Raw genomic sequence first — 25,587 nt, 5'->3', positions numbered from 1 at the left:
GCATCTAATCAGCGGTTAATGACTCGCGTAGCACTCGAATAATGATATGTCTGTCAGCACGAGAGATACCGACCAGCTCGCGTTTGGGGTAGGGGAATTTCTTAGAACTATCAGGACGGACAGTACTGCGCTGGCCCTCGTGATGGATGCGTGCGATCTTAGCGGCACTGCCTTTAAAACCAATTTGGGCATAGCGACTGGTTGCATTAAATTTAAGATGACGCGCTTTGGTCAGCTCACGAAACATGGGATTGTTAGAAGCTTTCAGTGGATCTACAAAATCGCTACCATCAGGATCAGTTTGTGCGCGGATACGCTCTCGATTGACCGCTCGCATTTCCATAGCTAGGGTGCGATTGACTTTTTTTAACTGCTTATTATCTAGCTGACTCGCTATTGCGGTCGCCCATTCAGGTAATGCAGTGGCTAGTTCAGTTAAGTCACTCATTGCTATAGATTAGGATTATGTAAAGGTTTTGGCGGGTGTAGAATTGGACGTGGACAAGCATTAAACACGTAGTTGCCAGTGTCATCAGTAGATACCTGGACAACTTCTTCTACTTTAATAGTAAAGACTACTGTGGTTGTGTGGTTGCTCAACACATAGGATTCAAATTCAATCGGTGATGGCCCATTTGGGGGGACTGGATCTTGATTCTCTTGATACCATGCCAAAATAGCGACAATGACTAAATTGGCGTCAATGCTCTCAGGGAACTCATCAACCTCGACTAGCAATTGATAGTGTTGACGGTGGCTCAATGATTGACCAGTCCATTTCAGTGAGCCCTTTTCTACGCTAATGATTAACCGGTCAGGGTTCTGGGCAAAGAACTCGACTTTATCAGTTAAAAATCGGCGTAGGCTGTCATCAAATATCATGCGACAAGCTCTCTATCCCAGTATTTCTTGCGATCGCGCATTTTAGTATCGTACTGGTTCTTTTTATAACCAGGCCCATTGTATACTTCAGCGAATAGTGCCCAATCACCCGTGCGAATGGCATTTAATAAGCGAGGATCACTTTCTATAAATCTGACAAAAGCTTCTAACTGTTCAGGCTCGCCTTTGGACAGCGTTAGCACAAAATCAACAGCTGACTTATAGCCCAGTCGTTCCCAATGAAAGCCCATAATCTGAAACATGCCCCAACTTGCTGACTCTAAGCCTAGGTCTTTATCGATGCGACGTGCTTTCTTTAGACGGTCGTGCTCAGCAGTACCGCCACTATAACCACCAGTACGAGTATTGACCACATCGGGGCTAGTACGAACATGATCAAGCGCTTTGTCACGGCCAAACTTTTTGTCTAGCAATCGATGCATAATATGGCGCTCAAACAGTATTTTAATACGCCATTGTTTGTCATCTTTATCGAATAAGAACCCAGCACCGTGTGACTCTACGTCACTAACAGAACGTATAGAAGACTCATCACAACGTAAACGGCGAGCAGCGACTTTATAATCACAGTCAATCAGTGTCATCGGTTGGGTAGTGCTCATACAAGATTATCCTTTTTTGATTGATTAATAGCGCTAATGAACACGCCATAACGCGCCCAAAAGGCTCTTAATTTAAAATAAGTAGTAGCGGTTGCAGCAGCAGCAAGCATACGAAATATTGGTAGGGCCCACACACCGTCCCGACCAGTGGTCTCATCAAATGCCAAGCCGACACAGCTCAGCGCGAAAAATAAAATAGTGAGCGTAACCAGTGAGCCAAGCTCGCGATGATATTTAATGATTGTCATAGCACAAACGATGGCAATGACAATGATAGATAAAGTCGATAACGTCTCAAGAATGATCATGATTGTCCGCCTCGTTGGCTGGTTTATCTTTGAATAAAAAAGGGAAAAAATGACGCAAAGCCGCCATCAAAAGGGGCCGTACATTGTCATTCACAAAGTCATAAAAGGTGACAAACAACTCACGACCGACCATGCCATAAATGATGGCGTAGCCAGTGGCATAGTTACCACCCGTCAATAGTTTTGCAGTGATATCCGATAGCATCACTGCAAGCAATACGCCCGCCGTCGCATTTTGAGATCGCATCCAAAATGGCTCGGCGCGGATCAACAAGAGACGGATACAAGCGCCACCAGCAGCAGCCCAGATAACAGGCAAAGTAATCAACAACCATTGCAGATGGTTACTCATAACATCATCGATCGTTAATACCTGAATTTGAGTTACGTCCATAATTGAATGACCTGCTTTTGTGTACGTTCGGGCGCGTCTGGCAATTGGATATCAACACCGGTAGGCAATACAAGATCGTAACCAACCAGATGCGGATTGAGATCCATAACTTGTTCAGTAACGCCGCCAGTGAAGCTGAAATAGCGTAAGCAGATCAAATCTACTGTGTCGCCTTGCAATGTCGATATAACACGCATTAGATGAGCTCAATGGTTGAATGCGGCTCATCTTTGATATCAGCAATCGCATTGCGTGCATTGCGATAACACGTATCGATTTGCGGTGTGAGCTCTTTAGTACGGGCAGTAGCATCTTTGCCTGTGTCATAGTCACGATAGTGTTCAGTCAGTTGTGCCTTTGCTAAGTTATAGACGGCCTTTTTGAAGCTAAAACACTTGTCTGTATCATTAGTCAGGTCGTAATCTTCTAAAGTAAGAGAGCCGTGCTCGTGTAGTGCGTTGGCAGTCCAAGCCTTTAATTCACGACAGACGCTATTTGCAGAATCAGTCAACGCATATTCCATCCGCGCTGGTGTTACTGTTCCGTCGAGCTTCATGGCGTCAGCGAAGTCTTTGACAGAGATATCAGGCATAAATGCAGGAGTAATTACTATGTTATCTACGACTGGATTGGTAGAACTAAAACCCATAACAACTCCAAGGATTGATAAGGAAAATAAAATAGGTTGAGGCGGTGGTCATATCGGTCATATGCAGTATCAACTGAATGCGTCAATGAGCCGCCTCGGCTCGCGGCTACGAGTTGTTTTCGTCCGATTGCTCAGACAAATTTGGTTCTGGTACCGCTTTTTCTTCTTCCGGTACCGCTTTTTCGTTAACTGGTTCTGGTACCAATTCTGACGCTGGTACCGCTTTTTCTTTAAGCTGTTTTTCGAGACGTTTAATAGAGCCTTTTACACCACTATTTTCGTCAAACTTCAGCGCATTTTGAAAGTTATCTAATGCAAATACTGGATTGACAGCCTCAGTCAATTCACCGACTTGGCGTGATAGCTTTGCGCGTACCTGGTCAGGCATGTCAGCATCAGCGGTGATAGTGGATGCGCGTAGTACTTGAGCGATTTGCTCATCATCGATTTCATTGCTAGTTGCTAATTTCTTAGCAGTGTCAGCAATTTCTTCAGCGACGACAGTAGCGAGCGTACGTTGATGCGCGTCTGGCATTTTCAAATCATGCTTCATCGCGTATTCAGCGATATCAAGCGCACGGCCAAAGTTGCCAATGTCGATATGCCATAGCATTAAAGTAGTCAAGAGATTGTCTTGATCACCTTTGCCGGCTGTTAAAGTTGCATTGATCCATTCGTCATAATGACCAACCAATTCGCGCTTCAGCTCAATTTTTGCTTGGATAGATTGCTTAGACTTTAACGCCTGCTTATCTTCACGCAATTTTAGTTGCAACATGCGATAGGCTTGATTAGGTCCCGCAGTGATATTGGTTACTTCTTTTTGTGATAGAGCTTTCTGGCGGTGGCGAGCCGCTGGGCTTGTCTTGTCTGTCATAATTCCCGTCCTTCGTTAAATTTCATCCGTCCCATTGTTCAAAAATACGTTAACGCTTTTTTTTAGTGCGTCGGTTGTTACGTGGGTTATGAGGGATAAACATCCAATGTGCGTGTAAATCCAAAATACTTGATGGCCACATCTTATTTTCCTTATCAATAGTAGCTAGCAGAATGGTATTGCGCTCACATGCTTGTTCTAAATTAATCAGTGCCATTCTTAACGAGTCTGCCAAGCTCAATAATGTTTTATGTAGCTTGACAGTAGCTAAGAGCCACCGATTAATCAGAGATTCAAACATTTACACAAGCTCAACGTTTTCAATCAAGCAGCCTGCCTTATAGTTCTCAACCACATACGCTTCATTATCTGATTCATAAAAAGCAACGCGACTATATTCAGGCTCATCTTTATGATGACGGCGACGACTATCTTCTTGATAGTAGATAGACAAGTTGTCTAATGGAGTAATCAGGATGGCATCAGCCGGGAAGTTGGGCGGGGTAGATTCAATCTGCACACCACCGACTTTATCGAGCATTAATAGACTATTAACAGCAATAACCTCTGATGGGGTATTGTTGTCGTTGACCATGTTGAAGTCACGACTCTGTTTTAAGTCACGGCCGAGGATAACTCGCAATCCGCTATCATCGCGCACGATAGGGTCAATCAGCTGATCAACACAATCTTTTACTAGCGCATCAAGGTTTTTGTAGCTAGTTGCAGTCGCACCTACTGTCACTTGACCAGTACCAGCTTCAGATTCTGTCATCACTGACTCTGGAGCATTAGAGCGCCATTTTTGTAACCAGCCAATGTTAACGTCCTGCAATAAAGGATTAACATCAATGTCAGTCTCAACAGCTACTTCAGTACCGTTAAAGCCAATTGTGATACGGTCAAGTGCTTGTTGCTTTAATACAGCATCACGAATTTTCTCTTGGAATTTGGGATCACGTGCCCAGCTGTCAATTTTGTTGTACTGAATAGCAGTGTCGAAATCTGTGTGCTCACAGACATAAGTGTAAAGAAGACCGACTTCACCGACATTCTTTGGTTCACGACGCTTGCCAGATTTGGTATTTGTACGGCTTGCAATACCACCACTAATACCAAGCCCCAACGCCTCACCTTTTTGGTCAGTTACTGGCGTAATATTAATTTTTTTCAAAAACTCGCTTGATTCTTGAATTCGCTCTTCAACCTTCTGTTGAACTGAAGGGACGACGGTATATTGATCAGTTGCATTCGGTACGCCATTTAACTGTGCTTGGTTTTCAAGATAGCCGTTAAATTGCTGACGGGTAGTATTTTTCATATTGGGGAAGTCCTAATGTATTAGTAGTCAGTTATGTATTGCTTTTAGGCGTTATTAGCAGTCAGATTTGACGTAATCAGATGAGCCGGTTGCAGCTGGACGCTGGGTATAATTGTCTTCAGGCGTATTATCAAGATTGTCTTGCACGCTCTTCAAAGACGTTTCAACTTCGTTTTGCTTTTCAGCAAAATCAGATACCGTCGTGTTTAAATGCCCAACAGAGGCGTTGATCGTGTCAATAGAACTTGCCATTGTTTGCAGGACATCTTGGAAGCTTTTGATGGTTGCTGGCAGTTCAGCAAAAGCTTGTGCGGTGGCTAGCTCTTTGTCTTTATCTGTTTTAGGTGTGACAGGGGCGGCAAACATATCTTTGACGGTTGCAAAGACTGATTTTGGCTCTTCTTTATATTCCCAAGCGCTTTCGGCAGTGGAAATGTAGGTGTCAGGGTTTTGTTTGCGAGCAGATAAAGGGCTGTCGTCGGGGTTCTGTTGGCAAAACTTCATATAGCTGGTGCCAAGTGAGGCAGGACTATCGGTACAAGCTAAACCAACCATATAAGCTTCTTTGGTATCAGCAAATTCTGGATAGAACTCAATAGAGAAATAAACCTTTTGCTTCGACTTGGCGAGTGCGATTAGTTCAGGGGTTGGATCAACTTCTGCCAATAGATATAAATGATCATCAACTTCTTCAGTCGATAGCGATATCACATCGCCGTAACAACGAAAGTCAGAGTTTGGGAACATTGCACGGTAATGTTCTAAATTCACCCGTGCGCCGTATACTTCTGGATTATAGCCAGCGGCCATTTGAGTAATGTGGTCACGAGTGATTTCACGGCCGTCTGTAGTTTGGCCAGCTCGTGCAACTCGAAAAGTCTTGGTAGTCATAGACGGTCCATGATTCAAATAATGAGAGTTTAGGGGTCGTAATTTCAAAGCTTTACTTTGACCTATTGCGACAGGCAAAAACAAAACAAAAAAGCGTGGATTGAGCAAATACACGCAAAACAAGCATGATATAGAGAGGCTGATAAACCAAAGTAGCGTCATACCCTTATGAGCTGCGTTAATGTCTGCCCTTATCACCCTACCGACTGGCGAAAATCCAAAAACTGTTGCCCGTGGTCTCTATTGGCAGGGTTGGAGTATCAGCGCGATTAGCGAGATGGTCAGTACGCCGCGCACGACCGTAGATGGTTGGAAAAAATCAGACGGCTGGGATGAGGCAAAACCTTTAGATCGAGTAGAGTCCACGCTCGAAGCGCGTATGGTTCAGCTGATTAATAAGGACGATAAGACTGGTAAAGACTTCAAAGAAATTGATCTGCTTGGTCGTCAAGTAGAGAGAATGGCCAAGATCCATAAATATAAAGAGTCTGGCAAACAGTCTGACCTTAATCCAAATCTATCTAATCGTGGTCGCAAGCAGGGCCAAAAGAACCCTTCAAACGTCATTCAGATTGATGACATCGATAAATTCAAAGATTCATTCAGAGATTGTTTGTTTGATTATCAAAAAGTCTGGTATAGCGCAGGTCTCACTAATCGTATCCGTAACCTATTAAAGTCACGCCAAATTGGTGCAACCTGGTACTTCGCGCGTGAAGCTTTTCTTGATGCCATTGAAACTGGCCGTAATCAAATATTTTTATCCGCATCCAAGGCTCAGGCGCGAGTATTTCGCGAATATATCATTGCATGGGCGATGGAAACTGCAGGGATAGAACTGACCGGTGATCCGATCACGTTAAATATAGAAGGGCCCGAAAAAGACTACAGCGCGACCTTATATTTTTTAGGCACCAATAGCCGCACTGCACAGTCGTATCACGGCAACGTCTACATGGACGAATATTTCTGGATTCATAAGTTTATTGAATTTAGGAAAGTTGCATCAGGTATGGCTATGCACAAAAAATGGCGTCAGACATACATATCGACACCATCATCCAAGCAACATCAAGCATATAAGTTTTGGACTGGCCAACTGTATAACCGTGGCCGTAAAGGTGATGATCGCATCGAAATAGATGTGACGCCGCATAATCTGAAAAATGGCAAAGTCTGCGGTGACAAGCAGTGGCGTCAAATCGTCAATGTGTATGACGCGATGAAAGGCGGTTGTGATCTATTTGATATTGATGACTTGCGGATGGAATACAGCGAGGACGAGTTTAATAACTTGCTCATGTGTGAATTTATTGATGACACGTTGTCCGCTTTCAGTGTCAGCGAACTACAGTCATGCATGGTCGATACGTTAGAGATATGGGATGACTGGAAGCCTTACACGCCAAGGCCACTTGGTAATCAGCCAGTATGGCTTGGCTATGATCCGTCATTGAGCCGTGATAGCGCGGGACTTGTAATATTAGCAGCACCAAGTACACCAAACGGCATGATACGCGGTATAGAGCGTTTGCAGTTTAAAAACCCAGACTTTGAAGCACAGGCGAACGTCATCAGAGAGATGACAGAGAAATATAACGTTGAATATATAGCGATTGATGTGACCGGTCTTGGCATTGGTGTTTATCAGTCAGTGATTAAGTTCTACCCGCAAGCCGTCAAACTACACTATAGCCCAGAGCTCAAACAGCAGTTTGTTCTGAAGACTAAAGACGTTATCAAGAAAGGTCGTCTATCTTTTGATCATGAGTGGACTGATGTAGTAGGGGCTTTCACATCGATTCATAAAACAATTACCAATAGCGAAAGGGCAGTGACTTACAAGGCCGATCGCAATGAAGATACTGGCCATGCTGACTTAGCGTGGGCACTTATGCATGCACTACATAGAGAACCTTTGGCAATTGCTCAAGGTGATGACGAATCAGCACTGGAGATATATTAATGAATGAAACTGAAAACCTTGATGCAGTAGATATGCCTGGTATGGAGGCTTTCACGTTTGGCGATCCAATACCAGTTATGGAGCAGTGGCAAAGTCTGTACTGGGGTGAATGTCACAATCATCAACTATGGTATGCGCCGCCGTACGATCCAGATGCTTTGTCTAAGACAATGAGAGCATCGCCACATCATAGTAGTGCTATCTTTGTTAAGCGCAATATCTTAGCCAGTACTTTTATACCGCATCCTCTACTATCACATCGTGATTTCAGTAAGCTTGCACTAGATCATTTGACGTTTGGCAACGCATACGTTGAGCGAGTACAGTCACGATCTAAAAAAACTATGAAGCTAAACGTACCGCTTGGTAAGTACATGCGTGTGGGTACTGATGGCAAAAGCTACTACTTTGCGACGCATAGCTGGGCCGAACCCCATAAGTACAAAGCAGAGAATATCTGTCATATTATAGAGCCTGATGTTAATCAAGAAGTGTATGGTGCACCTGAATATTTGTCCGCATTGAATGCAGCCTGGCTTGATGAGTCAGCGACGTTATTTAGACGTAAGTATTACTTGAATGGTAGTCATGCGGGGTACATCTTATACATCAATGATCCAGCAACGAACAAAGAAGATATCGACGCAATTCGTAAAGCTTTGAAAGACAGCAAAGGCCCTGGTAACTTTCGTAATCTATTCATGTATTCGCCCAACGGTAAAAAGGATGGAATCCAAATCTTACCGATCAGTGAAGTCAGTGCCAATGATGACTTCTTTAAAATCAAAGAAGCGAGTCGAATAGATATTGCAGCTGCTCATCGAGTACCACCTCAACTGATGGGAGCGTCGCCGACGAATGCGGCAGGCTTTGGTGATCTAATCAAAGCAGCCAGAGTTTTCGCAGTCAATGAACTCATGCCTTTACAACAGACCATGCTACAAATTAACGATTGGCTAGGTGAAGAAGTCATCAGATTCAAAGACTACTCGCTACTCAAAGATGAAGATTAAATAACCAGTTTTAAGATCAATATATCCGCTCTAAATCGAGCGGATTTTTTTGGCTTTCAAAAAACGCAATCGAAGCCCCGCCTCGCCCACGATAAAAAAACATGGTTTTCGACGACCATGACGATCCTGGCGGTGGCTTTAGCGTAACTAGATTAAGGGCAGGTAACTAGCTGTTTGAAGTGACGAGATATGACGGATATTTATGCTCAATCCCACGCTAAAATATATGGGATGTAGAAGTTAAGGAGCTGTACGTGAATAAACACAAGGTTTGCGGGCGATAGGTCAGTTCTGTGCAATCCCACGGTCTATCCCATCGTGGGATTGAACTCAAATTGCAGACATAAAAAAACCTGCTCGAAAGCAGGTCTAGTATAGGTTTGAGAACTTTTATCACTATCCGAAAATGGTGGGGCTGGAGAGACTCGAACTCTCACACCTTGCGGCGCCAGAACCTAAATCTGGTGCGTCTACCAATTCCGCCACAGCCCCATTTTCCGTTACTCTATCATCAAAAGCGATTAATTTCAAACGCTATCTAGACAGTTAACTGATTCGGTAGTGCGTCTCAGTGGTTGGCTATTATATAGAGTTTGAATTTTTGGTCAACCCCTATTTGCGATTATTTTTAATTATTTTGCATTTATTTTTATGTATTTTTATAAATAATTGATATTAATGGATTTTTAATATTGCGTTTTAAGCCTTTATTTACTCTTTGGATGGCACTCTGGGTGCAGAGATATCTAATTGCTGCAATTTACGAGTTAGGGTATTGCGCCCCCAACCAAGTAAGCTTGCCGCTTCTATTTTTTTGCCACCACTATGGTTGAGTGCTGCTGTCAATAAAACTCGCTCAAACTCAGGCGTGGCCGTCTGTAGAATATCAGTTTCGCCTGTATTGAGAGACTGCTCAGCCCAGATAGCAAGCGCTTTTTGCCAATTTGGACTGGCAGGAGCTTGAGTGGCTTGATTATTTTGGCTGTGGTTATTCAGGGTATCGTTATTTTGCAGTTGAGGATTCACTGTATTTGCTTGTGGTGACGAGTCGTGTTCTTGATACAGCTCTGAGTCTAGAGGCGTGTTTTCTAATAGCTCTGGTGGCAAATCTGTCGCCATTACCGTGTCACCAGTTGCCATCACTGTCAGCCATAGGCAGACATTCTCAAGTTGACGCACATTGCCGCGCCAGTCAAAGGTCTGCATCATCTGTAAGGCTGCAGGATGCAAATGTTTCGGTGTTGTGTTCATTTGCTCAGCTGCAGACTGCATAAAGTAGGTCGCTAATGCAGGAATGTCTTCGGGGCGTTTGCGCAGTGGTGGTAGCGGTAGACGAATGACATTGAGACGATAAAACAAATCCTCACGGAAACGATTTTGTTTGACTAATTCTTCCAAGTTCTGGTGAGTGGCGGCGATGATACGGACATCTACTTGGATCGGCTGCTGTCCACCGACGCGGTAAAACTCGCCATTGGCCAGTACGCGTAACAGACGTGTTTGGGTACTAAAGGGCATGTCGCCAATTTCATCCAAAAATAACGTACCACCATTAGCCTGCTCAAAACGTCCTTGGCGAGTTGTCGTTGCACCAGTGAACGCGCCTTTTTCGTGACCAAATAATTCAGACTCAATCAAATCATGTGGGATGGCTGCCATATTGAGTGCGATAAATGGTTGCTGTTTGCGCGGTGAATGCTGATGCAAGGCACTGGCGACCAACTCTTTACCTGTTCCTGACTCTCCGGTGATTAAGACCGAGATAGGAGACTGTGCCAATCTACCAATAGCACGAAACACGGTTTGCATGGCTTGTGACTGACCAATGATACCGCTCGGATTGCTATTAGCTTTAGAGGCAGTTGTCACGTCAGCTTTATTTTTGCTGTGTTTAGAGGGTGTACTGGTAGGCGTTTCAGGTTTTATATCACCGTTGGCGCGCGCGTCAGTCGCGATATGGGTATCAGACTCGTTCGAATAATGGGCTATCGCCATATTTGGCTGGTAGTTGATCGCTTTATAGATAGTGGCAACAGCATCATCTAGGTCAAAGGGCTTTGGCAAGTATTCAAATGCACCCGTTTGATAGCTATTAATCGCAGAGGTGAGGTCTGAGTGCGCTGTCATGATGACAATCGGCATGTCCGGAAAGTGCTGGTGTACCCAGTCACTAAATGACAATCCATCCATCATTGGCATACGAATATCAGTCAATATTACATCTGGCAGCTGTGTGGCTGATTCTTGCTGTTTTAGCGCATCATTGAGCCGAGTCCATGCTGCCTGCGCTTGGGTAAAACTGATAACGGTCAATCCAGCATCTTCAAACGTATCTGCCAATACCATACGCAGCGCTGCATCATCGTCGATTAACCAGAGCGTTGCAGGCTGATCGCTGGGTGCATTATTGACGGTGACTATTGGAGAGTGTGCATCGCTTTTAGGGTTTTGGTTGTCACTGTATTGGGTCATGTATCGGGCCTAATGAGCAATTGTTATTGTCGGTTTGGGATTGGATGTCTTACAATTTAGCAGTTTTATGCCGCCGTGTGTTCTATGATTCAGTGACGGGCTGGGTAAAAGGCAGATATAGTGTAAAGCGTGTTTGTTTGCCGTTCGTCTCCTCTGTAGAGCTCACATCAATCATACCATGATGATGGCTGATAATATCTTGTACGATAGATAAGCCAAGGCCAGTACCTGCTGCACGACTGGTCACCATCGGGAAAAATATTTGTCCGATAAGTGCCGGATCAATGCCTGAACCATTGTCAGTAATAGTGATTTGTAGCACTTGCTTGTGCTGCTGCCCGACAATCGTGTGCTGAAAGGCAACGCGCGTTTGAATGTGCAAGGTTGGCTGATAAGCAGTCTCTCTATCGGTCTGTACGTCGGTTAATGATAACTCCTTAGACGCAGAGAGCTTGTTCTGCTGTAGCGTTTGCTCAAACTCAGTCATAGACTCACACGCATTATTCATAATGTTTAAAAATACCTGAATCAATTGGTCTTTGTCAGCACACAACTCAGGCAATGACAAATCATAATCTCTCTGTATCGTCACTTGTGGGTATTGACTGACTACCAAGGTCAAAACATGCTCTAGTGGCTCATGGACATTCAGCGTTTGCCAGTTTGGCAGCTGGTTTGAGCCAAGTAGCTGAGCAATCAGGTGCGTCAAACGGTCAGTTTCTGAGATGATAATGTCGGTATAGTTACGCAGCTTTTGATTCATTTTTTGCAAATCATCATTTGTGCCAGTGCTAGCGTCCTGTGAGATACCAAGCGCGTTAGAGTGACTGTTGGCCGCTGTCGTATTCGCATCACTGAATTTAATGAATTGCCTTTGCAATAACTGCGCTGCACCCCGAATGCCCGCAAGTGGGTTTTTGATTTCGTGTGCGACCGACCGTAGCATGTGACGAGCAACCGCATATTGCTGCTGCTGCCGCTGCTCCTCTGAGATGCGACTTTGGCGGTCTTTGCCCCACATCTCGATAATAAAATACGACTGCTGCTCGTAGATAACAGGTGTCACGCTATAATCGACTGAGAGTATTAAGTTGCCATTCAAAGGCGTTTGGATGACATGATCATGGTCAATAAAAGGCTGCTGGTAGTTTTGTGCTTGATTGAACCGTTCCGTCAAAGAGTAGAGGGGTTCATCCAGAGGTTTATTTTCACTGTCATCACTGACATTGTCGATAGAAGCGTTTTCTTTTAATTTTAATTCATCGGGTGCCAATAGCGTCAAGATAGACTGGTTGATTAACCTCCCACTACTAATAGCCAGTAATTGCTCCGCTTGAGCATTTAAACGGGTTATCGATAACTGATCATTGACCCACAAAATAGCAGTGAATAGATGCTGTGATACGAATGCTAAATCAGGGGTAGTTTTGGTGGTGATAAAATCAGCAGTCATGGATATTGCCCAGAAAAATAGGATGTTTGAGTCAATATTTAACCATAAATCAAGACTATAGAGCGGCAAAACTGGTGATTTTTGCAAAAAAAACGTACAATGCGCTCAGCCAATTTATCTCTAGCAAGGTCAGCCATGTCCAAAACTTCTACCGAGTCAGTGAATACGACAACGACAGCCCCCACGTCAGCCGTAAAAGACACTGCCACTATCTTTAATCCTGCAAAGCCATCAGTGGCACAAGAGCAGAGTCAGGCAGATATCAGTCAAGCACCTGCTGACCAGCCTTATCATCATAAAGCCAACCACAATCAAAACCGCAGTATTGCTCAAAGCAGCGATGCTACTATGTCAACCAGTGCAGCGCCAGTGAGTGCAGCGCCAAAGATTGGGTTTGTGTCACTAGGTTGCCCCAAAGCTTTGGTGGATAGTGAGCGTATTATCACTGAGCTGAGCCGTGACGGTTATCAAGTCGCCAGCGACTATGACGGTGCGGATTTGGTCGTGGTCAATACCTGCGGCTTTATTGAGTCAGCGGTGCAAGAGTCGCTTGATGCGATTGGCGAGGCCATTAGCAAAAACGGTAAAGTGATTGTCACCGGTTGCCTAGGCAAAGAAGCGGAAAAAATCCGTGAAATGCATCCCGCTGTACTCGCAGTGACAGGCGCGCATGCCTATGATGAAGTGATTACAGCCGTTGCACAGCACGTGCCAAGGCCAAATCGCAGCTTGGATGCCAACTATGATCCAAAAATAGATTTGATTAATGAAGCGGGTATCAAACTGACCCCAAGTCACTATGCATATCTAAAAATCTCAGAAGGCTGCAACCACCGCTGTACGTTCTGCATTATCCCAAGCTTACGCGGTGATTTGGTATCGCGCCCGATCGATAATGTGATGAACGAAGCACTGGCGCTCAAAAAAGCTGGCGTGAAAGAATTACTTATCATCTCGCAAGACACCTCTGCTTACGGTCTTGATCTCAAGTATAAGACCAGTTTTTGGAACGGCATGCCGCTCAAGTCTAAATTCTATGACTTATGCCAAGCATTGAACGATTTGGGCATTTGGGTACGCCTGCATTACGTCTATCCGTATCCACATGTAGATAAAGTCGTTGAGCTAATGGGCGAGAAGAAACTGCTTCCTTATCTCGATATTCCGTTTCAACATGCCAGTCATCGCATCCTAAAAGCGATGAAACGTCCTGCACACAGCGAAAACACCTTGGCGCGTATCAAAGCGTGGCGTGATATCTGCCCTGATATCGTGATTCGTTCAACCTTTGTGGTTGGCTTCCCGGGTGAGACTGAAGAAGACTTTCAATGCTTGCTTGATTGGCTAGTAGAAGCGCGCCTTGATCGCGTGGGGGCATTTACGTATTCAGAAGTAGAAGGGGCGGTGGCTAATGATTTGCCAGATCATGTGCCTGAAGACGTCAAGCAATCTCGCTATGAGCGTTTAATGGCGCTGCAACAAGATATCTCAGCACAAAAACTACAAGAAAAAGTAGGTAAAACCTTAATAGTATTGGTCGATGAGATTGATAGTGATGAGAATATCGCTATTTGTCGTAGTTATGCTGATGCGCCTGAAATTGATGGTCATGTCTATGTTGATGATATCACTGCTCAAGTTAAAGTAGGGCAGTTTCTCACCGTGACGATTGATGATGCCAGCGAATATGATCTATTTGCCAGTTATCAAGGTTAGATGTTCGACAAGATATACGAGTGAAAATTGCCCAATGGCGGGCAGTTTTTGCTACAATTAGCGCAATTTAGCCTGTTTAATACGCTTGTCTTTAAGCGCAGCGTTACGGGCAAACTTGATTTGTGTTTTACCCATAATTTTCTTTATAATTTCATGATAATAAGGTGACCTCATGTCTGACAAAAACCCGCGTTACGCTCGTATCTTGCTAAAACTCTCTGGCGAAGCCTTAGCTGGTAGCAAAGACATGGGTATTGATACCGAAGTGCTCGACAAAATGAGCCTGTCTATCGCTCACTTGCGCGGATTAGGTGTTCAGGTCGGTATCGTGGTCGGCGGTGGTAACTTATATCGCGGCGCGCAATTACAAAAAGAAGGTTTGGTTGGCCGTGTGACGGGTGATCAGATGGGTATGCTAGCCACTGTCATGAATGGGTTGGCGATGCGTGATGCGCTTGAGCGTCGTAATATCAAAACTCGTTTGATGTCTGCATTGCCAATTGGTGAAGTCACCGAAAGCTATAGCAGTCGTAATGCGATTCGTTATCTCAAAAATGGTGAAGTTTGTATCTTTGTTGCTGGAACAGGCAACCCATTCTTCACTACTGATACGGCTGCTTGTTTGCGTGGTATCGAGATTGAAGCTGGCTTGATTCTCAAAGCGACCAAGGTCGACGGCGTTTATGATAAAGACCCAAGCCTACACGATGATGCAGTCAAATATGACGGTCTGACCTTTGATGAAGTGTTAGAGCAAAAACTTGGCGTGATGGACTTAACTGCTATCGCGCTATGCCGCGAGCATAATGTACCGCTACAAGTGTTTGATATGACCAAACCTAATGCATTATTGAATGTCATCATGGGTGAAAACGAAGGCACACGCGTTTTTCATTAATTAATTCCCTGCATTGATGTAGCGTTGATCGGTCACTTTAATGAGTGGCTAATAACGAAAAGTAGCTAATAATAAATATCCCAATAGCAAATAAAAAATTTGTCGATAGCGATAAATAAGGACACACAATGATTAAAGAGATTAAGCAAGACGGCGAAGCACGCATGCAAAAAACGTTGGAAGCGCTTGAGAGTACTTTCAGTAAAGTTCGCACTGGACGTGCACACCCAGGCATGTTGTCAGGCGTGATGGTCAGCTACTATGGTTCTGATACACCGCTAAACCAAGTAGCCAGCGTCAACGTTGAAGACTCACGTACGTTATTGGTTCAACCGTTTGACCGTACGATGGTACAAGCAGTAGACAAAGCTATTCGCGAAGCAGATTTGGGCCTAAACCCGATGACGGCTGATGTGATTCGTGTGCCAATGCCAGCGTTGACCGAAGACACCCGCCGCGATATGCAAAAACTTGCTCGCGGAGAAGCAGAGAGCAGCCGTGTGTCTATCCGTAATATCCGCCGTGATATGATGAATGACATCAAAGACTTGGCTAAAGAAAAAGAAATCTCAGAAGATGATGAGCGCCGTGCTAACGATGACATCCAAAAAATCACTGACAAATACATTGAAACTATCGATAGTCGCCTGAGTAAAAAAGAAAGCGACTTGATGGAAGTTTAATAAGAGCAGTTTTGCCATCCATCATTTATGGCAAAACTTAGTTCAGAGTATTATCTACATTTTAACAGCCAATACCTTGCAGTTATTGGCTGTTTATTATGATATGGATAATATGATTTATTAATGTGAGTGCAGTTTACTGATATTTTTCAAATATACTGTAAGCTATGAAAATTTTGATCGCTAAGTTATGATAAATTTGTGAATTATTTACATGGCGCTTTTTAATCGCCACTGCACACGTTATTATTATTTTACCTTAACAATAAGCAAGTTTGCCTATGTCCACTTCAGCCGTTACGGCTCCTAACATTCTTCCTCGTCATATCGCTATTATCATGGATGGTAATAACAGATATGGCAAAGCCAATAATCTAGGTAAAGGTCAAGGTCACATAGCTGGTAAAACTGCGTTAGATCCTATCGTAGAATATTGTGTCGAGACTGGTATTGAAGTACTGACTGTTTTTGCTTTCTCTAGCGAAAATTGGCAGCGACCACCTAGTGAAGTTGCACTATTAATGCAGTTGTTGGCATCGACCATTAGTGAGCAAATGCCGCGTATGAAAAAATACCGCATTCGCTTACGTTTTATCGGTGATCGCAGTCAGCTTAGTGAAGAATTGCAAGCATTAATGACGGATGCCGAAGCAGAAACTGCAGGCTTTGATGCCATGACATTAGTCATTGCGATTAGCTACGGTGGACAATGGGATATTGCTCATGCAGCAAAACAGCTGGCACAACAAGTGCAGGCAGGTGAGTTGAGAGCTGAAGATATTAGTGCAGAAATCCTCGGTGAGCAAGTACAACTGGCAGACGCTCCAGCAGTAGACATGCTTGTTCGTACCGGTGGTGATTACCGAATATCGAATTTTTTATTATGGCAATCAGCCTATGCGGAGTTGTTCTTCACGCCAACTTTATGGCCAGATTTTGTTCCAGAAGAGCTGGCTTCGATGATTGCTGAGTTTGCACAGCGTCAGCGCCGGTTTGGTAAAACCAGCGAGCAGGTAGGGATAGAGCAGCATAGTCGCTGATGCAATAGTAGCCATAAAAATTCAGACAGTATTCTCTAGGTCGCTAATACCGCTTGCTTACGAGATGATAAACCGTTTTAATGAGGGTCAATGCTATTAATGGGCACAGGTCTATCAACTGTTATAATGCATTTTTTTTGACTGTACCTTCTTCATTACTATAAGGCTCGATAAGTATGTGGCAACGAATTAGAACGGCAATTGTTCTCGTTATTATCGTTGGTATTGCAATGTTTGCGAGCCAAACCCCTATTTTATTCGCACCGCTTTTAGCCGTTGGCGTCATTATCGCAGCTCACGAATGGGCGAAGTTGATGCCGAAGTGGCGTCAACCTATTGTCTTTGTGCTATTAGTTTTAGTGATAACTGTCGTATCGCTTATTTTTAAGGTGACTTGGTTATTCTGGTGGACGGCCTCGCTTATAATATGGCTGATGGCACTGTCTTGGGTGCGGGCATTCCCAACAAAGACAAAATGGTACGGAAAACATCTAGCGTTGTTGGGTGTGGTTATTTTGACAGCCTCTATTACTGCGATTTTTTACCTCTGGCAGCTATCAGCATGGTGGCTACTCTATGTATTTTTATTGGTCTGGTGTGCTGATAGCGGTGCTTACTTTGTTGGTCGTAAGCTTGGCCGCCGAAAAATGGCACCCAATGTCTCACCCAATAAGAGTATGGAAGGATTGGCCGGCGGTTTGATTACAGGTCTACTGGTAGTCGTTGCGATCAGTGTGTTTAAGCTACAACTGACGGGTGCAGCGCTAGTCGCCTTTGTGGCTCTATCGGCGCTAACGATTCTGGCTTCTGTGCTTGGTGATCTTTTTGAGTCAATGCTCAAGCGCCGTGCTGATGTCAAAGACTCTGGTACCATCTTACCAGGGCATGGTGGTGTACTTGATCGTATTGATTCATTGCTATCTGCAACTCCGATATTTGCGCTTGGCTTTTGGGCGATACAGCAGCTTGGTTTGATTGTGGTATAAGACAAAATCACTTAGCTGATTTTATAATGTGATAAGTAAGCTAAGTGATGGTTTTGGCTCATCTGTTACAGCAGTCTTATTTATTACTATATAGCCTTATTATCCTTTATATTTTTTAAACCTCATTTATTCTTTTCTTATTCTCTAAATATTAAATATCATAGGCATTAATGGTTATGACGCAACGCATCGCCGTACTAGGCGCGACAGGCTCGATTGGCGATAGCACGTTAGCAATATTAGCGGCGCAACCGCAATACTATGAAGTCTACGCATTGTCAGGCTACCACCGTTTAGATAAGCTGTTTGCGCTCTGTCAGCAGTTTTTGCCTAAGCGCGTCAGCGTGCCAACAGCAGCTGTGGATGATTTTGCCAAAAGGCTTAAAGCCGCAGGAATTGATAGTGATGTAGTAGGGGGCGAGGAAGGTCTAGTAGACATAGCCACTGATTCACAAACTGATACTGTCGTTGCTGCCATCGTAGGTGCGGCAGGACTGCCTTCTACTTTAGCAGCAGCACGCGCAGGTAAGCGTATTTTGCTCGCCAATAAAGAAGCGCTGGTGATGGCAGGGCAGGTAATGATCAATGCAGTCAAAACACATAACGCTACGTTGTTACCCCTCGACTCTGAGCACAATGCTATTTTTCAGTGCTTACCACTCGCTATTCAGCAAGACAACACCCAAATTCATCAGTCAAATCATGGTGTACGTAAACTGTGGTTAACAGCCTCTGGTGGGCCATTTTTACAGCAGTCTTTTGAACAGATGCAGCAAGCAACTGTCGCAGAGGCAGTCAAGCACCCTAACTGGTCAATGGGCCAGAAGATATCTGTCGACTCAGCCACAATGATGAATAAAGGACTTGAGCTGATCGAGGCTTGTCATTTATTTGATTTGCCTGAAAATAAGATAAATGTGGTCATTCATCCACAAAGTATCATTCACTCAATGGTAGAATATAGCGATGGCAGCTTTTTGGCACAGCTTGGCAGTCCAGATATGAAAACCCCAATTGCCCATGCGCTCAGTTACCCTAGCCGTATTGATAGTGGCTCGCAGCCATTAGATTTATATGCACTTAGTGGTTTAGAGTTCATCGAGCCTGATTTACAAAAATTTGCCTGTCTACGCCTTGCTCGTCAAGCAATGCAAGCAGGTACGCAGGCGACTATTGTACTAAATGCAGCCAACGAAATTGCAGTGGCAGCATTTTTAGACGGAAAAATTCGCTTGACTGACATTGCTGATATCAATGAGCGTGCCTTAAACGATATACATTTGCCACCATTAACTGAAACGGCTGATATAGAAGATATATTAGCCATTGACAAGATAGCGCGTCACCTTACTGATAAGCTTGTGGCAAATTTGGCATAATCGTAGCAATCATTAGCAATAGACAGCCTCTTGGTTAAGAGATGGTGCTAATAAACGGTATTAGCTACGATGTTAATGTTGATAAAAGATGCTAAGCAACAATACTGAGAAAAGATCATGACGTTTTTATTAACGCTTCTTGCGGCAATATTTGTCTTAGGTCCACTCATTGCCTTACATGAGTGGGGGCACTATATCGTGGCACGGATGTGCGGCGTCAAAGTATTAACATACTCTATCGGTTTTGGCCCTAAACTGTTTGGTTGGACCAGCAAAAAAAGTGGTATCGACTATCGTATCTCGGCATTGCCACTCGGCGGCTATGTCAAAATGCTTGATGAGCGTGAAGGCAATGTCGCAAAAGATGAACAGCATCTTGCGTTTAATTATCAGCATCCGCTCAAGAAGATTGCGATTGTCGCCGCTGGCCCTATCATGAATTTCATCATTGCTATTGCGCTCTTTTGGGTGTTGTTTATGACGCCATCTGAGCAGTTGGCTACCAAAATCGGACAAGTACTGCCAGATACCCCTGCTGCGATGGCGCAATTACCTGTCGGTGATAAGATTATTGCGATTGATGGACACGATGTACAGACGTGGGAAGGTATCAATTATCGCCTTGCAGGACGGATGGGCGAGACGGACAATGTGAGTATTACACTACAGTCAGATGCTCAAACCAATCAGTCGACTAAAACCTATCAAGCACCAGTCACACAATTTATGCAGGGTGATGCACAAGGTAAAGATGCACTAACCAGCTTTGGTATGTTACCGTGGCAGCCACAGATTGCCCCGATCGTCGGTGAATTGGCGCCTGATGGTGCGGCTAGCCGTCAAGGTCTACAGGTGGGCGATCGTATTACTGCCATCAATAATCAAAATATTGACGATTGGATTAGCGCCACGCGTATTATTCGTGATAATCCCGAGGTGTTACTTGATTTTACCGTATTGCGTGATGACAAGACGGTGCAATTGCAAATTATGCCGCAAGGTAAAAAAGACAATTTGGGTAATGATTACGGACAAATTGGCGCCATGGTTGATCAGACTGAGATTGTTATTCCTGATGCTTACAAAACCACCGTGGTTTATGGCCCTGGCGAGTCATTGGTTAAATCATTTGAGAAGACTGAGCAACTAGCCGTGATGACGGTAAGCTCGATGGGGAAAATGCTCTCAGGTATGATTGGTCTGGATAACTTGTCAGGTCCGATTACCATTGCCAAAGTTGCTAAGCAAAGCTTTGATATCAGTTGGCAGATGGTATTATCGACGGCTGCATTGATTAGCCTGAGTCTTGCTGTATTGAATCTTTTACCGATTCCAGTATTGGATGGTGGTCATATCGTTTATCATTTTATCGAACTGATTCGCGGTAAGCCGCTCTCTGAAGGGGTACAAATGGTGGGGTTAAATATCGGTTTACTCTTACTGGCAGGTTTCATGGTGTTAGCAATTGGTAATGACATCAGTAGGCTGTTTTGATCGGTTAATGAGTAATATAATCAATAAAGCACGATATACTAATGGTTTAATGGCGCTTGCGCTTTGATTGTTGCTATTATATGCAAGATACTTTGTGGCATATCCTCTGTACTAATCGTAATTTTTAGTTTATTTTGTGATGCTTTTTATATAAAGTGTTCTGAGTCAGCCATGCATGGAGTTGCAACTTTATGCAAATGGGCTAGACAACATGTGCTTTTTAACTTAACTTTAGCAAGTTTTTTATTGACGGATAGTGTTTATGCGTACGCCTTTATTTATGAGCGCGGCTGGGTTGCCGTTAGTTGTAGCGATGATGAGTATGCCGGTACAGGCTGCAGAATTTGTAGTGACTGACATCGGTTTCAATGGCTTACAACGCTTAACCCCTGATAGCCTCTATCCGGTTCTACCTATTACGGTAGGAGATACGGTAAATGACAGTAGCTTAGCTGCCAGTATCAAGGCACTGTATGCGACTGAAAACTTTGCTGATATTCAAAGCCGTGTCGAAGGTGGCAATCTAAGGTTTGATGTTATTGAACGTCCAACCATTGCCGAAGTGAATTTTGAAGGTAACAAGCTCATTCCTAAAGAAGGGCTTGAGCAAGGCCTTGGGAATGCTGGGCTGTCTGTCGGTAATGTACTGAAGCAATCGACCCTGCAAGGCGTTGCTAATGAGCTACAACAGCAGTATATCAGCCAAGGTTACTACAACAGTAATATTGAAGTAGATCAGACGGTACTTGATGGTAATCGCGTCAAGCTTGATGTGCGCTTTATCGAAGGTAAGCCTGCTAAAGTTGTTGATATCAATGTGATTGGCAACAAACACTTCAGTGATGAAGAAATCAAAGACGTCTTTGCCGTAAAAGAATCATCATGGACACGCTTGCTATCAAAATCTGATCGATATGCACAAGAAAAACTGGCTGCCAGTTTAGACAATTTAAAAGCGTTGTATCAAAACGATGGTTATGTGCGTTTCGCAGTAGATAACGCGGTACTTAATATTAGTGAAGATAAACGTAGTGTGTTCATCGAAGTCAGTTTGAGTGAAGGTGAGCAGTATCAGTTTGGTGACGTCAATTTCTTGGGTAAGCCCACTTTTGATAACAACGAACTCAAAGAGCTGGTTACTTTTGCGCCTAATGAAAAATACTCACAAGCCAAACTGGATGACACAACAGCCGCGCTCAAAAGACGCTATGGTAACGAAGGGTATTATTTAGCCCAAGTTAGACCCGTACCACGCATTAATGACGACACCAAAATGGTTGACGTGGATTATTATATCGATCCTGCACGTCCTATTTATGTTCGCCGTATCAACTTCACAGGCAATTTAAAAACTCAAGATGAAGTATTGCGCCGTGAAATGCGTCAATTGGAAGGTTCTCTTGCCTCTAGTGAAAAAATTCAGCTATCGCGTACACGTCTTATGCGTACCGGTTTCTTCAAAGCTGTTAATGTTGACGTAAAACCAGTACCCAATCAGCCAGATCAAGTAGATGTCAACTATACAGTAGAAGAGCAACCTTCTGGTAGTTCAACGATTGCGGCCGGTTACTCGCAGAGCGGCGGTGTTACTTTTCAGTTGGATTTAACCCAAAATAACTTTATGGGCACTGGTAACCGCGTTAAAGCCGCACTATCACGTTCAGAGACACGTGATTCGTATAGTTTAGGATATACCGATCCATACTTTACAGAAAATGGCGTCTCGCAAGGTGTGAGTGCTTACTATCGCGAAACCAAATATGATGATAGAAACGTCAGTAATTATGTCACTGATGCTTACGGTGCTACGCTAAATTATAGCTATCCTGTGGATGAGACCAAGCGTGTCAGTGCTGGTCTAAATGTCGACAATACGACAGTACGTGGTGGCCGTTTCCTCGGCATATCAAACGCACAAGAAATTATCGATGACGGCGGTACTGTTGAAGACTTCACTGGAGATTTCGAAGGTCGTACTGGCTTTAAAAATGATTATCAAACCTATAACTTACTATTGGGCTGGGACTACAGCACACTAGATCGCCCAGTGTTTCCGACCAAAGGTATGAGCCACACTGTTGATGCTACCATTGGTCTTGGCGATTCTAGCTATCAGAAACTCGTTTATCGCGGCAACGTGTATTATCCGCTTTATAAAGATTGGATCGCGCGCGGTTATACCAAACTGGGCTATGGTAATGATTTGCCATTCTACGAAAACTTCTACGCGGGTGGTTATGGTTCAGTACGTGGTTATGAGTCTTCAACGTTAGGACCTAAATCACAAGCTTATTATGATGCTATTAACGATCCCGCTAATCAGACGTATAGTACAGAAGAGGTTGGTGGTAATGCGTTAGTTAGTTTTGGTAGTGAGCTGATTTTGCCGATGCCGTTTAAAGGGGATTGGGCAGATCAAGTGCGTCCAGTACTATTTGCTGAAGGTGGTCAGGTATTCGATACGAGTGACAAAGAAGACCGTACCTTCGTTAATCCTGGCACCGGTGAGGATACAGGTGTACCACTATTGACCCAAGACAATAATTTCCGTTTTAGTGCAGGTGCAGGTGTGACTTGGTATACACCAATTGGTCCAATTTCACTCAGTTATGCCGTACCTTTTGGTGATAAAGAAGGCGACGAAACTGAAAAAGTCCAATTCCAGATTGGTAATACATTCTAGATCGCTAATATTATCTAAATATATCTAATCGTTCTCAAATATTTGTCTAAGTAAGTTAGAATGTCATTAGTTCCCAGTAGGTCGTCAAAACACATTGTTATTTTGGCGACCGTTTTATATATAACAATAGTCTATTAATAGTCATTATGATAACGATTGAGCAACTTATCACTCGGATTGAGCAGCGCCAGCCCATTATCAATAAGGCTGATATTAGTGCTGAGCAGTTACGTCACCCATTTAACAGTGTTGGAAGTTTAACTACTGCTGACCAAAAGCAGCTAAGCTTTTTGGCAGACCCTCACTATATCTCTAGTTTGTCCAGTAGCCAAGCAGGTGCAGTATTGGTCACCCAAGAGTATCGTGACCAAGTACCTGATTCGGCCTTAGCGTTGGTTGTCTCTAACCCATACCTAGCTTATGCCAGCGCTAGCCAACTATTTGCCCGTCAGTCACTATCTGCTGGAATCCATCCTAGCGCTGTGATCTCTGATAGCGCTGTGATTGGTGATGAGGTCAATATTGGTCCTTTTTGTGTCATTGGCGACTGTGTGCAGATAGGAGCGCGTAGCTCACTTGATGCCCATGTGGTGATTGAAGCGCATTCTGAGATCGGTACTGACAGTGTTATCAAATCGCAAGTGGTTATTGGCCATGATTGTGTCATTGGTAGCTACGCAAGATTGCATGCGGGTGCGAGCATTGGTGCCGAAGGGTTTGGCTTTGCTCCTACCAACAATCCTAGTGTTTCAGGCTGGGAGCGGATCGCTCAGCTAGGCCGTGTGATTATTGGTGATCATGTGCGTATTGGTAGCCACACCTGCATCGATCGCGGCGCCATTGATGATACGGTTATTGGCAATCATGTTATCATTGATAATTTGGTTCAAGTTGCCCATAACGTACGTATCGGCGACGGCACTGCCATTGCCTCCCAAACAGGTATTGCCGGTAGTACGACTATCGGTAAACGCTGCATTATTGGCGGTGCTGTCGGTATCACAGGGCACATCGAAATTACAGATGATGTGGTTTTATCAGGTATGACCATGGTTACCAAGTCTATAAAAACTGCTGGTTCTTACTCTTCTGGAACTGCTGCTATGCCAACTGCTAATTGGCGCCGTGCAGCGGTACGCTTTCGTCAGCTTGGTCGTGATTAATGCGAACACATACAAACAATAAACATCCAAAACATAGCAAGGAAGCCTCATTATGAGCAATAACCATATAGATATCCCAACTGATGAAGACATCAAAAGCTTGGCTGAGCAAGGTCTTACCCTGCCACTAACGTATCATACAATTAAGCATTATTTACCACATCGTTATCCTTTTATGTTGGTCGATAGAGTGGTCGCTTGTACACCAGGAGAGTGCATTACGGGTATCAAAAATGTGACCATTAATGAAGAGTTTTTTAATGGGCATTTTCCTGACGAGCCAATCATGCCAGGGGTATTGATGGTAGAGGCAATGGCACAGGTTTCAGGCATACTTGGGTTCATTAGCGCAGGACTGACTTCAGAAGATGGCTATCTGTATTTGTTTGCTGGTGTGGATAAAGTGCGGTTTAAACGCCGAGTGATTCCTGGTGATCAACTCATTATTCGTGCCAAAACAGTAATGCAGCGCCATGGTATTTATAAGTTTGATTGTACGGTACATGTCGAAGACGAACTTGCTGCGAGTGCTCAAATCATGATTGCGCGTCAAGAACAGCAAAAAATCAAAGACAGTAAAAGTGCCTAAGTTGGTAATAAGTTAGCATTCATTAGGCGCTATATCGAATCGATCTTCACAATTATAATGAGCTATTATATTGATATTTAACAAAGCAGCGGATATTAGCCTCATTC

At 44.0% G+C, this 25,587-nt stretch carries 24 protein-coding genes and 1 tRNA gene; 12 read left to right on the top strand and 13 right to left on the bottom strand.

Annotation, left to right across the window (positions count from 1 at the left end; all coding sequences use genetic code 11):
* Window positions 1-4 precede the first annotated feature (4 nt).
* From ACTXGK_RS25720 to ACTXGK_RS25675, 10 genes are all read right to left on the bottom strand, one after another.
* The gene (locus ACTXGK_RS25720) at window positions 5-448 is read right to left on the bottom strand and encodes a phage virion morphogenesis protein (RefSeq protein ID WP_371531145.1); all 444 of its coding nucleotides are present in this window, start codon (window positions 446-448) and stop codon (window positions 5-7) included.
* Window positions 449-450: 2 nt separating this feature from the next.
* The gene (locus ACTXGK_RS25715; protein WP_201512347.1) at window positions 451-882 is read right to left on the bottom strand and encodes a phage tail protein; all 432 of its coding nucleotides are present in this window, start codon (window positions 880-882) and stop codon (window positions 451-453) included.
* The gene (locus ACTXGK_RS25710; RefSeq protein WP_443514889.1) at window positions 879-1,505 is read right to left on the bottom strand and encodes an N-acetylmuramidase family protein; all 627 of its coding nucleotides are present in this window, start codon (window positions 1,503-1,505) and stop codon (window positions 879-881) included. The genes ACTXGK_RS25715 and ACTXGK_RS25710 overlap by 4 nt, the downstream gene beginning before the upstream one ends.
* Complete coding sequence (locus ACTXGK_RS25705) at window positions 1,502-1,813, bottom strand: hypothetical protein (protein ID WP_075106257.1); 312 nt, start codon at window positions 1,811-1,813, stop codon at window positions 1,502-1,504. The genes ACTXGK_RS25710 and ACTXGK_RS25705 overlap by 4 nt, the downstream gene beginning before the upstream one ends.
* Window positions 1,800-2,207, bottom strand: a complete 408-nt coding sequence (locus ACTXGK_RS25700) for a hypothetical protein (RefSeq protein ID WP_201512349.1) — start codon at window positions 2,205-2,207, stop codon at window positions 1,800-1,802. Before ACTXGK_RS25700 ends, ACTXGK_RS25705 begins: the two co-directional genes overlap by 14 nt.
* Complete coding sequence (locus ACTXGK_RS25695; protein ID WP_443514890.1) at window positions 2,198-2,404, bottom strand: tail protein X; 207 nt, start codon at window positions 2,402-2,404, stop codon at window positions 2,198-2,200. The genes ACTXGK_RS25700 and ACTXGK_RS25695 overlap by 10 nt, the downstream gene beginning before the upstream one ends.
* A complete protein-coding gene (locus ACTXGK_RS25690; RefSeq protein WP_443514891.1) occupies window positions 2,404-2,856 on the bottom strand; it encodes a head completion/stabilization protein in 453 nt (150 codons plus the stop codon). Before ACTXGK_RS25690 ends, ACTXGK_RS25695 begins: the two co-directional genes overlap by 1 nt.
* A 106-nt stretch (window positions 2,857-2,962) precedes the next feature.
* On the bottom strand, window positions 2,963-3,733 hold the full coding sequence (gene gpM, locus ACTXGK_RS25685; RefSeq protein ID WP_443514892.1) for a phage terminase small subunit: 771 nt from the start codon (window positions 3,731-3,733) through the stop codon (window positions 2,963-2,965).
* 301 nt (window positions 3,734-4,034) lie between these two features.
* A complete protein-coding gene (locus ACTXGK_RS25680) occupies window positions 4,035-5,054 on the bottom strand; it encodes a phage major capsid protein, P2 family (protein ID WP_201512352.1) in 1,020 nt (339 codons plus the stop codon).
* Between the two features lie 54 nt (window positions 5,055-5,108).
* Window positions 5,109-5,945, bottom strand: a complete 837-nt coding sequence (locus ACTXGK_RS25675) for a GPO family capsid scaffolding protein (protein WP_443514893.1) — start codon at window positions 5,943-5,945, stop codon at window positions 5,109-5,111.
* Window positions 5,946-6,126: 181 nt separating this feature from the next.
* On the opposite strand from ACTXGK_RS25675, the gene ACTXGK_RS25670 reads away from it, so the two are divergent.
* Both ACTXGK_RS25670 and ACTXGK_RS25665 read left to right on the top strand, forming a co-directional pair.
* Window positions 6,127-7,911, top strand: a complete 1,785-nt coding sequence (locus ACTXGK_RS25670; protein ID WP_443514894.1) for a terminase large subunit domain-containing protein — start codon at window positions 6,127-6,129, stop codon at window positions 7,909-7,911.
* Complete coding sequence (locus tag ACTXGK_RS25665) at window positions 7,911-8,924, top strand: phage portal protein (protein WP_075106249.1); 1,014 nt, start codon at window positions 7,911-7,913, stop codon at window positions 8,922-8,924. The genes ACTXGK_RS25670 and ACTXGK_RS25665 overlap by 1 nt, the downstream gene beginning before the upstream one ends.
* Before the next feature lie 407 nt (window positions 8,925-9,331).
* Here the strand turns inward: ACTXGK_RS25665 and ACTXGK_RS25660 are convergent.
* The 3 genes from ACTXGK_RS25660 to ACTXGK_RS25650 form a co-directional block, all read right to left on the bottom strand.
* Window positions 9,332-9,416 (bottom strand) — tRNA-Leu (locus ACTXGK_RS25660).
* 219 nt (window positions 9,417-9,635) lie between these two features.
* Entirely contained in the window at window positions 9,636-11,396 is a 1,761-nt protein-coding gene (locus ACTXGK_RS25655; protein ID WP_443514895.1) for a sigma 54-interacting transcriptional regulator, read from the bottom strand.
* 82 nt (window positions 11,397-11,478) lie between these two features.
* A complete protein-coding gene (locus tag ACTXGK_RS25650) occupies window positions 11,479-12,849 on the bottom strand; it encodes a two-component system sensor histidine kinase NtrB (protein WP_443514896.1) in 1,371 nt (456 codons plus the stop codon).
* Between the two features lie 135 nt (window positions 12,850-12,984).
* On the opposite strand from ACTXGK_RS25650, the gene rimO reads away from it, so the two are divergent.
* From rimO to fabZ, 10 genes are all read left to right on the top strand, one after another.
* Complete coding sequence (gene rimO, locus ACTXGK_RS25645) at window positions 12,985-14,565, top strand: 30S ribosomal protein S12 methylthiotransferase RimO (protein ID WP_443514897.1); 1,581 nt, start codon at window positions 12,985-12,987, stop codon at window positions 14,563-14,565.
* Between the two features lie 172 nt (window positions 14,566-14,737).
* Window positions 14,738-15,463, top strand: a complete 726-nt coding sequence (gene pyrH / locus ACTXGK_RS25640; RefSeq protein WP_057759121.1) for a UMP kinase — start codon at window positions 14,738-14,740, stop codon at window positions 15,461-15,463.
* Window positions 15,464-15,591: 128 nt separating this feature from the next.
* On the top strand, window positions 15,592-16,146 hold the full coding sequence (gene frr / locus ACTXGK_RS25635; protein WP_058023672.1) for a ribosome recycling factor: 555 nt from the start codon (window positions 15,592-15,594) through the stop codon (window positions 16,144-16,146).
* 281 nt (window positions 16,147-16,427) lie between these two features.
* Entirely contained in the window at window positions 16,428-17,186 is a 759-nt protein-coding gene (gene uppS, locus ACTXGK_RS25630; RefSeq protein WP_443514898.1) for a polyprenyl diphosphate synthase, read from the top strand.
* A 176-nt stretch (window positions 17,187-17,362) separates the two neighbouring features.
* On the top strand, window positions 17,363-18,172 hold the full coding sequence (locus ACTXGK_RS25625) for a phosphatidate cytidylyltransferase (RefSeq protein ID WP_443514899.1): 810 nt from the start codon (window positions 17,363-17,365) through the stop codon (window positions 18,170-18,172).
* A 170-nt stretch (window positions 18,173-18,342) separates the two neighbouring features.
* A complete protein-coding gene (ispC, locus tag ACTXGK_RS25620; RefSeq protein WP_443514900.1) occupies window positions 18,343-19,551 on the top strand; it encodes a 1-deoxy-D-xylulose-5-phosphate reductoisomerase in 1,209 nt (402 codons plus the stop codon).
* Window positions 19,552-19,668: 117 nt separating this feature from the next.
* A complete protein-coding gene (gene rseP / locus ACTXGK_RS25615; RefSeq protein WP_443514901.1) occupies window positions 19,669-21,045 on the top strand; it encodes an RIP metalloprotease RseP in 1,377 nt (458 codons plus the stop codon).
* Between the two features lie 262 nt (window positions 21,046-21,307).
* Window positions 21,308-23,728 (top strand): outer membrane protein assembly factor BamA, encoded by a 2,421-nt coding sequence (gene bamA, locus ACTXGK_RS25610; RefSeq protein WP_443514902.1) that lies wholly within the window; start codon window positions 21,308-21,310, stop codon window positions 23,726-23,728.
* A gap of 146 nt (window positions 23,729-23,874) precedes the next feature.
* On the top strand, window positions 23,875-24,891 hold the full coding sequence (gene lpxD / locus ACTXGK_RS25605) for a UDP-3-O-(3-hydroxymyristoyl)glucosamine N-acyltransferase (RefSeq protein WP_443514903.1): 1,017 nt from the start codon (window positions 23,875-23,877) through the stop codon (window positions 24,889-24,891).
* Between the two features lie 52 nt (window positions 24,892-24,943).
* Window positions 24,944-25,480 (top strand): 3-hydroxyacyl-ACP dehydratase FabZ, encoded by a 537-nt coding sequence (gene fabZ / locus ACTXGK_RS25600; RefSeq protein WP_201601351.1) that lies wholly within the window; start codon window positions 24,944-24,946, stop codon window positions 25,478-25,480.
* Window positions 25,481-25,587: the final 107 nt, after the last annotated feature.

It is taken from the genome of Psychrobacter sp. T6-5, assembly GCF_052258485.2.
GTDB lineage: Bacteria > Pseudomonadota > Gammaproteobacteria > Pseudomonadales > Moraxellaceae > Psychrobacter.
Note: the sequence above shows the minus strand (reverse complement) of the source record. Positions and strands in the feature narration are given on the sequence as shown.

Coding starts and splice junctions, on each gene's coding strand:
- rseP (WP_443514901.1), top strand. CDS start 19,669: ATGACGTTTTTATTAACGCTTCTTGCGGCAATATTTGTCTTAGGTCCA.
- ACTXGK_RS25625 (WP_443514899.1), top strand. CDS start 17,363: ATGTGGCAACGAATTAGAACGGCAATTGTTCTCGTTATTATCGTTGGT.
- ACTXGK_RS25715 (WP_201512347.1), bottom strand. CDS start 882: ATGATATTTGATGACAGCCTACGCCGATTTTTAACTGATAAAGTCGAG.
- fabZ (WP_201601351.1), top strand. CDS start 24,944: ATGAGCAATAACCATATAGATATCCCAACTGATGAAGACATCAAAAGC.
- ACTXGK_RS25680 (WP_201512352.1), bottom strand. CDS start 5,054: ATGAAAAATACTACCCGTCAGCAATTTAACGGCTATCTTGAAAACCAA.
- ACTXGK_RS25690 (WP_443514891.1), bottom strand. CDS start 2,856: ATGGGTTTTAGTTCTACCAATCCAGTCGTAGATAACATAGTAATTACT.
- lpxD (WP_443514903.1), top strand. CDS start 23,875: ATGATAACGATTGAGCAACTTATCACTCGGATTGAGCAGCGCCAGCCC.
- pyrH (WP_057759121.1), top strand. CDS start 14,738: ATGTCTGACAAAAACCCGCGTTACGCTCGTATCTTGCTAAAACTCTCT.
- ACTXGK_RS25650 (WP_443514896.1), bottom strand. CDS start 12,849: ATGACTGCTGATTTTATCACCACCAAAACTACCCCTGATTTAGCATTC.
- ACTXGK_RS25675 (WP_443514893.1), bottom strand. CDS start 5,945: ATGACTACCAAGACTTTTCGAGTTGCACGAGCTGGCCAAACTACAGAC.
- ACTXGK_RS25655 (WP_443514895.1), bottom strand. CDS start 11,396: ATGACCCAATACAGTGACAACCAAAACCCTAAAAGCGATGCACACTCT.
- ACTXGK_RS25720 (WP_371531145.1), bottom strand. CDS start 448: ATGAGTGACTTAACTGAACTAGCCACTGCATTACCTGAATGGGCGACC.
- gpM (WP_443514892.1), bottom strand. CDS start 3,733: ATGACAGACAAGACAAGCCCAGCGGCTCGCCACCGCCAGAAAGCTCTA.
- ACTXGK_RS25705 (WP_075106257.1), bottom strand. CDS start 1,813: ATGATCATTCTTGAGACGTTATCGACTTTATCTATCATTGTCATTGCC.
- ACTXGK_RS25665 (WP_075106249.1), top strand. CDS start 7,911: ATGAATGAAACTGAAAACCTTGATGCAGTAGATATGCCTGGTATGGAG.
- ACTXGK_RS25710 (WP_443514889.1), bottom strand. CDS start 1,505: ATGAGCACTACCCAACCGATGACACTGATTGACTGTGATTATAAAGTC.
- bamA (WP_443514902.1), top strand. CDS start 21,308: ATGCGTACGCCTTTATTTATGAGCGCGGCTGGGTTGCCGTTAGTTGTA.
- frr (WP_058023672.1), top strand. CDS start 15,592: ATGATTAAAGAGATTAAGCAAGACGGCGAAGCACGCATGCAAAAAACG.
- ispC (WP_443514900.1), top strand. CDS start 18,343: ATGGTTATGACGCAACGCATCGCCGTACTAGGCGCGACAGGCTCGATT.
- rimO (WP_443514897.1), top strand. CDS start 12,985: ATGTCCAAAACTTCTACCGAGTCAGTGAATACGACAACGACAGCCCCC.
- ACTXGK_RS25670 (WP_443514894.1), top strand. CDS start 6,127: ATGTCTGCCCTTATCACCCTACCGACTGGCGAAAATCCAAAAACTGTT.
- uppS (WP_443514898.1), top strand. CDS start 16,428: ATGTCCACTTCAGCCGTTACGGCTCCTAACATTCTTCCTCGTCATATC.
- ACTXGK_RS25700 (WP_201512349.1), bottom strand. CDS start 2,207: ATGGACGTAACTCAAATTCAGGTATTAACGATCGATGATGTTATGAGT.
- ACTXGK_RS25695 (WP_443514890.1), bottom strand. CDS start 2,404: ATGCGTGTTATATCGACATTGCAAGGCGACACAGTAGATTTGATCTGC.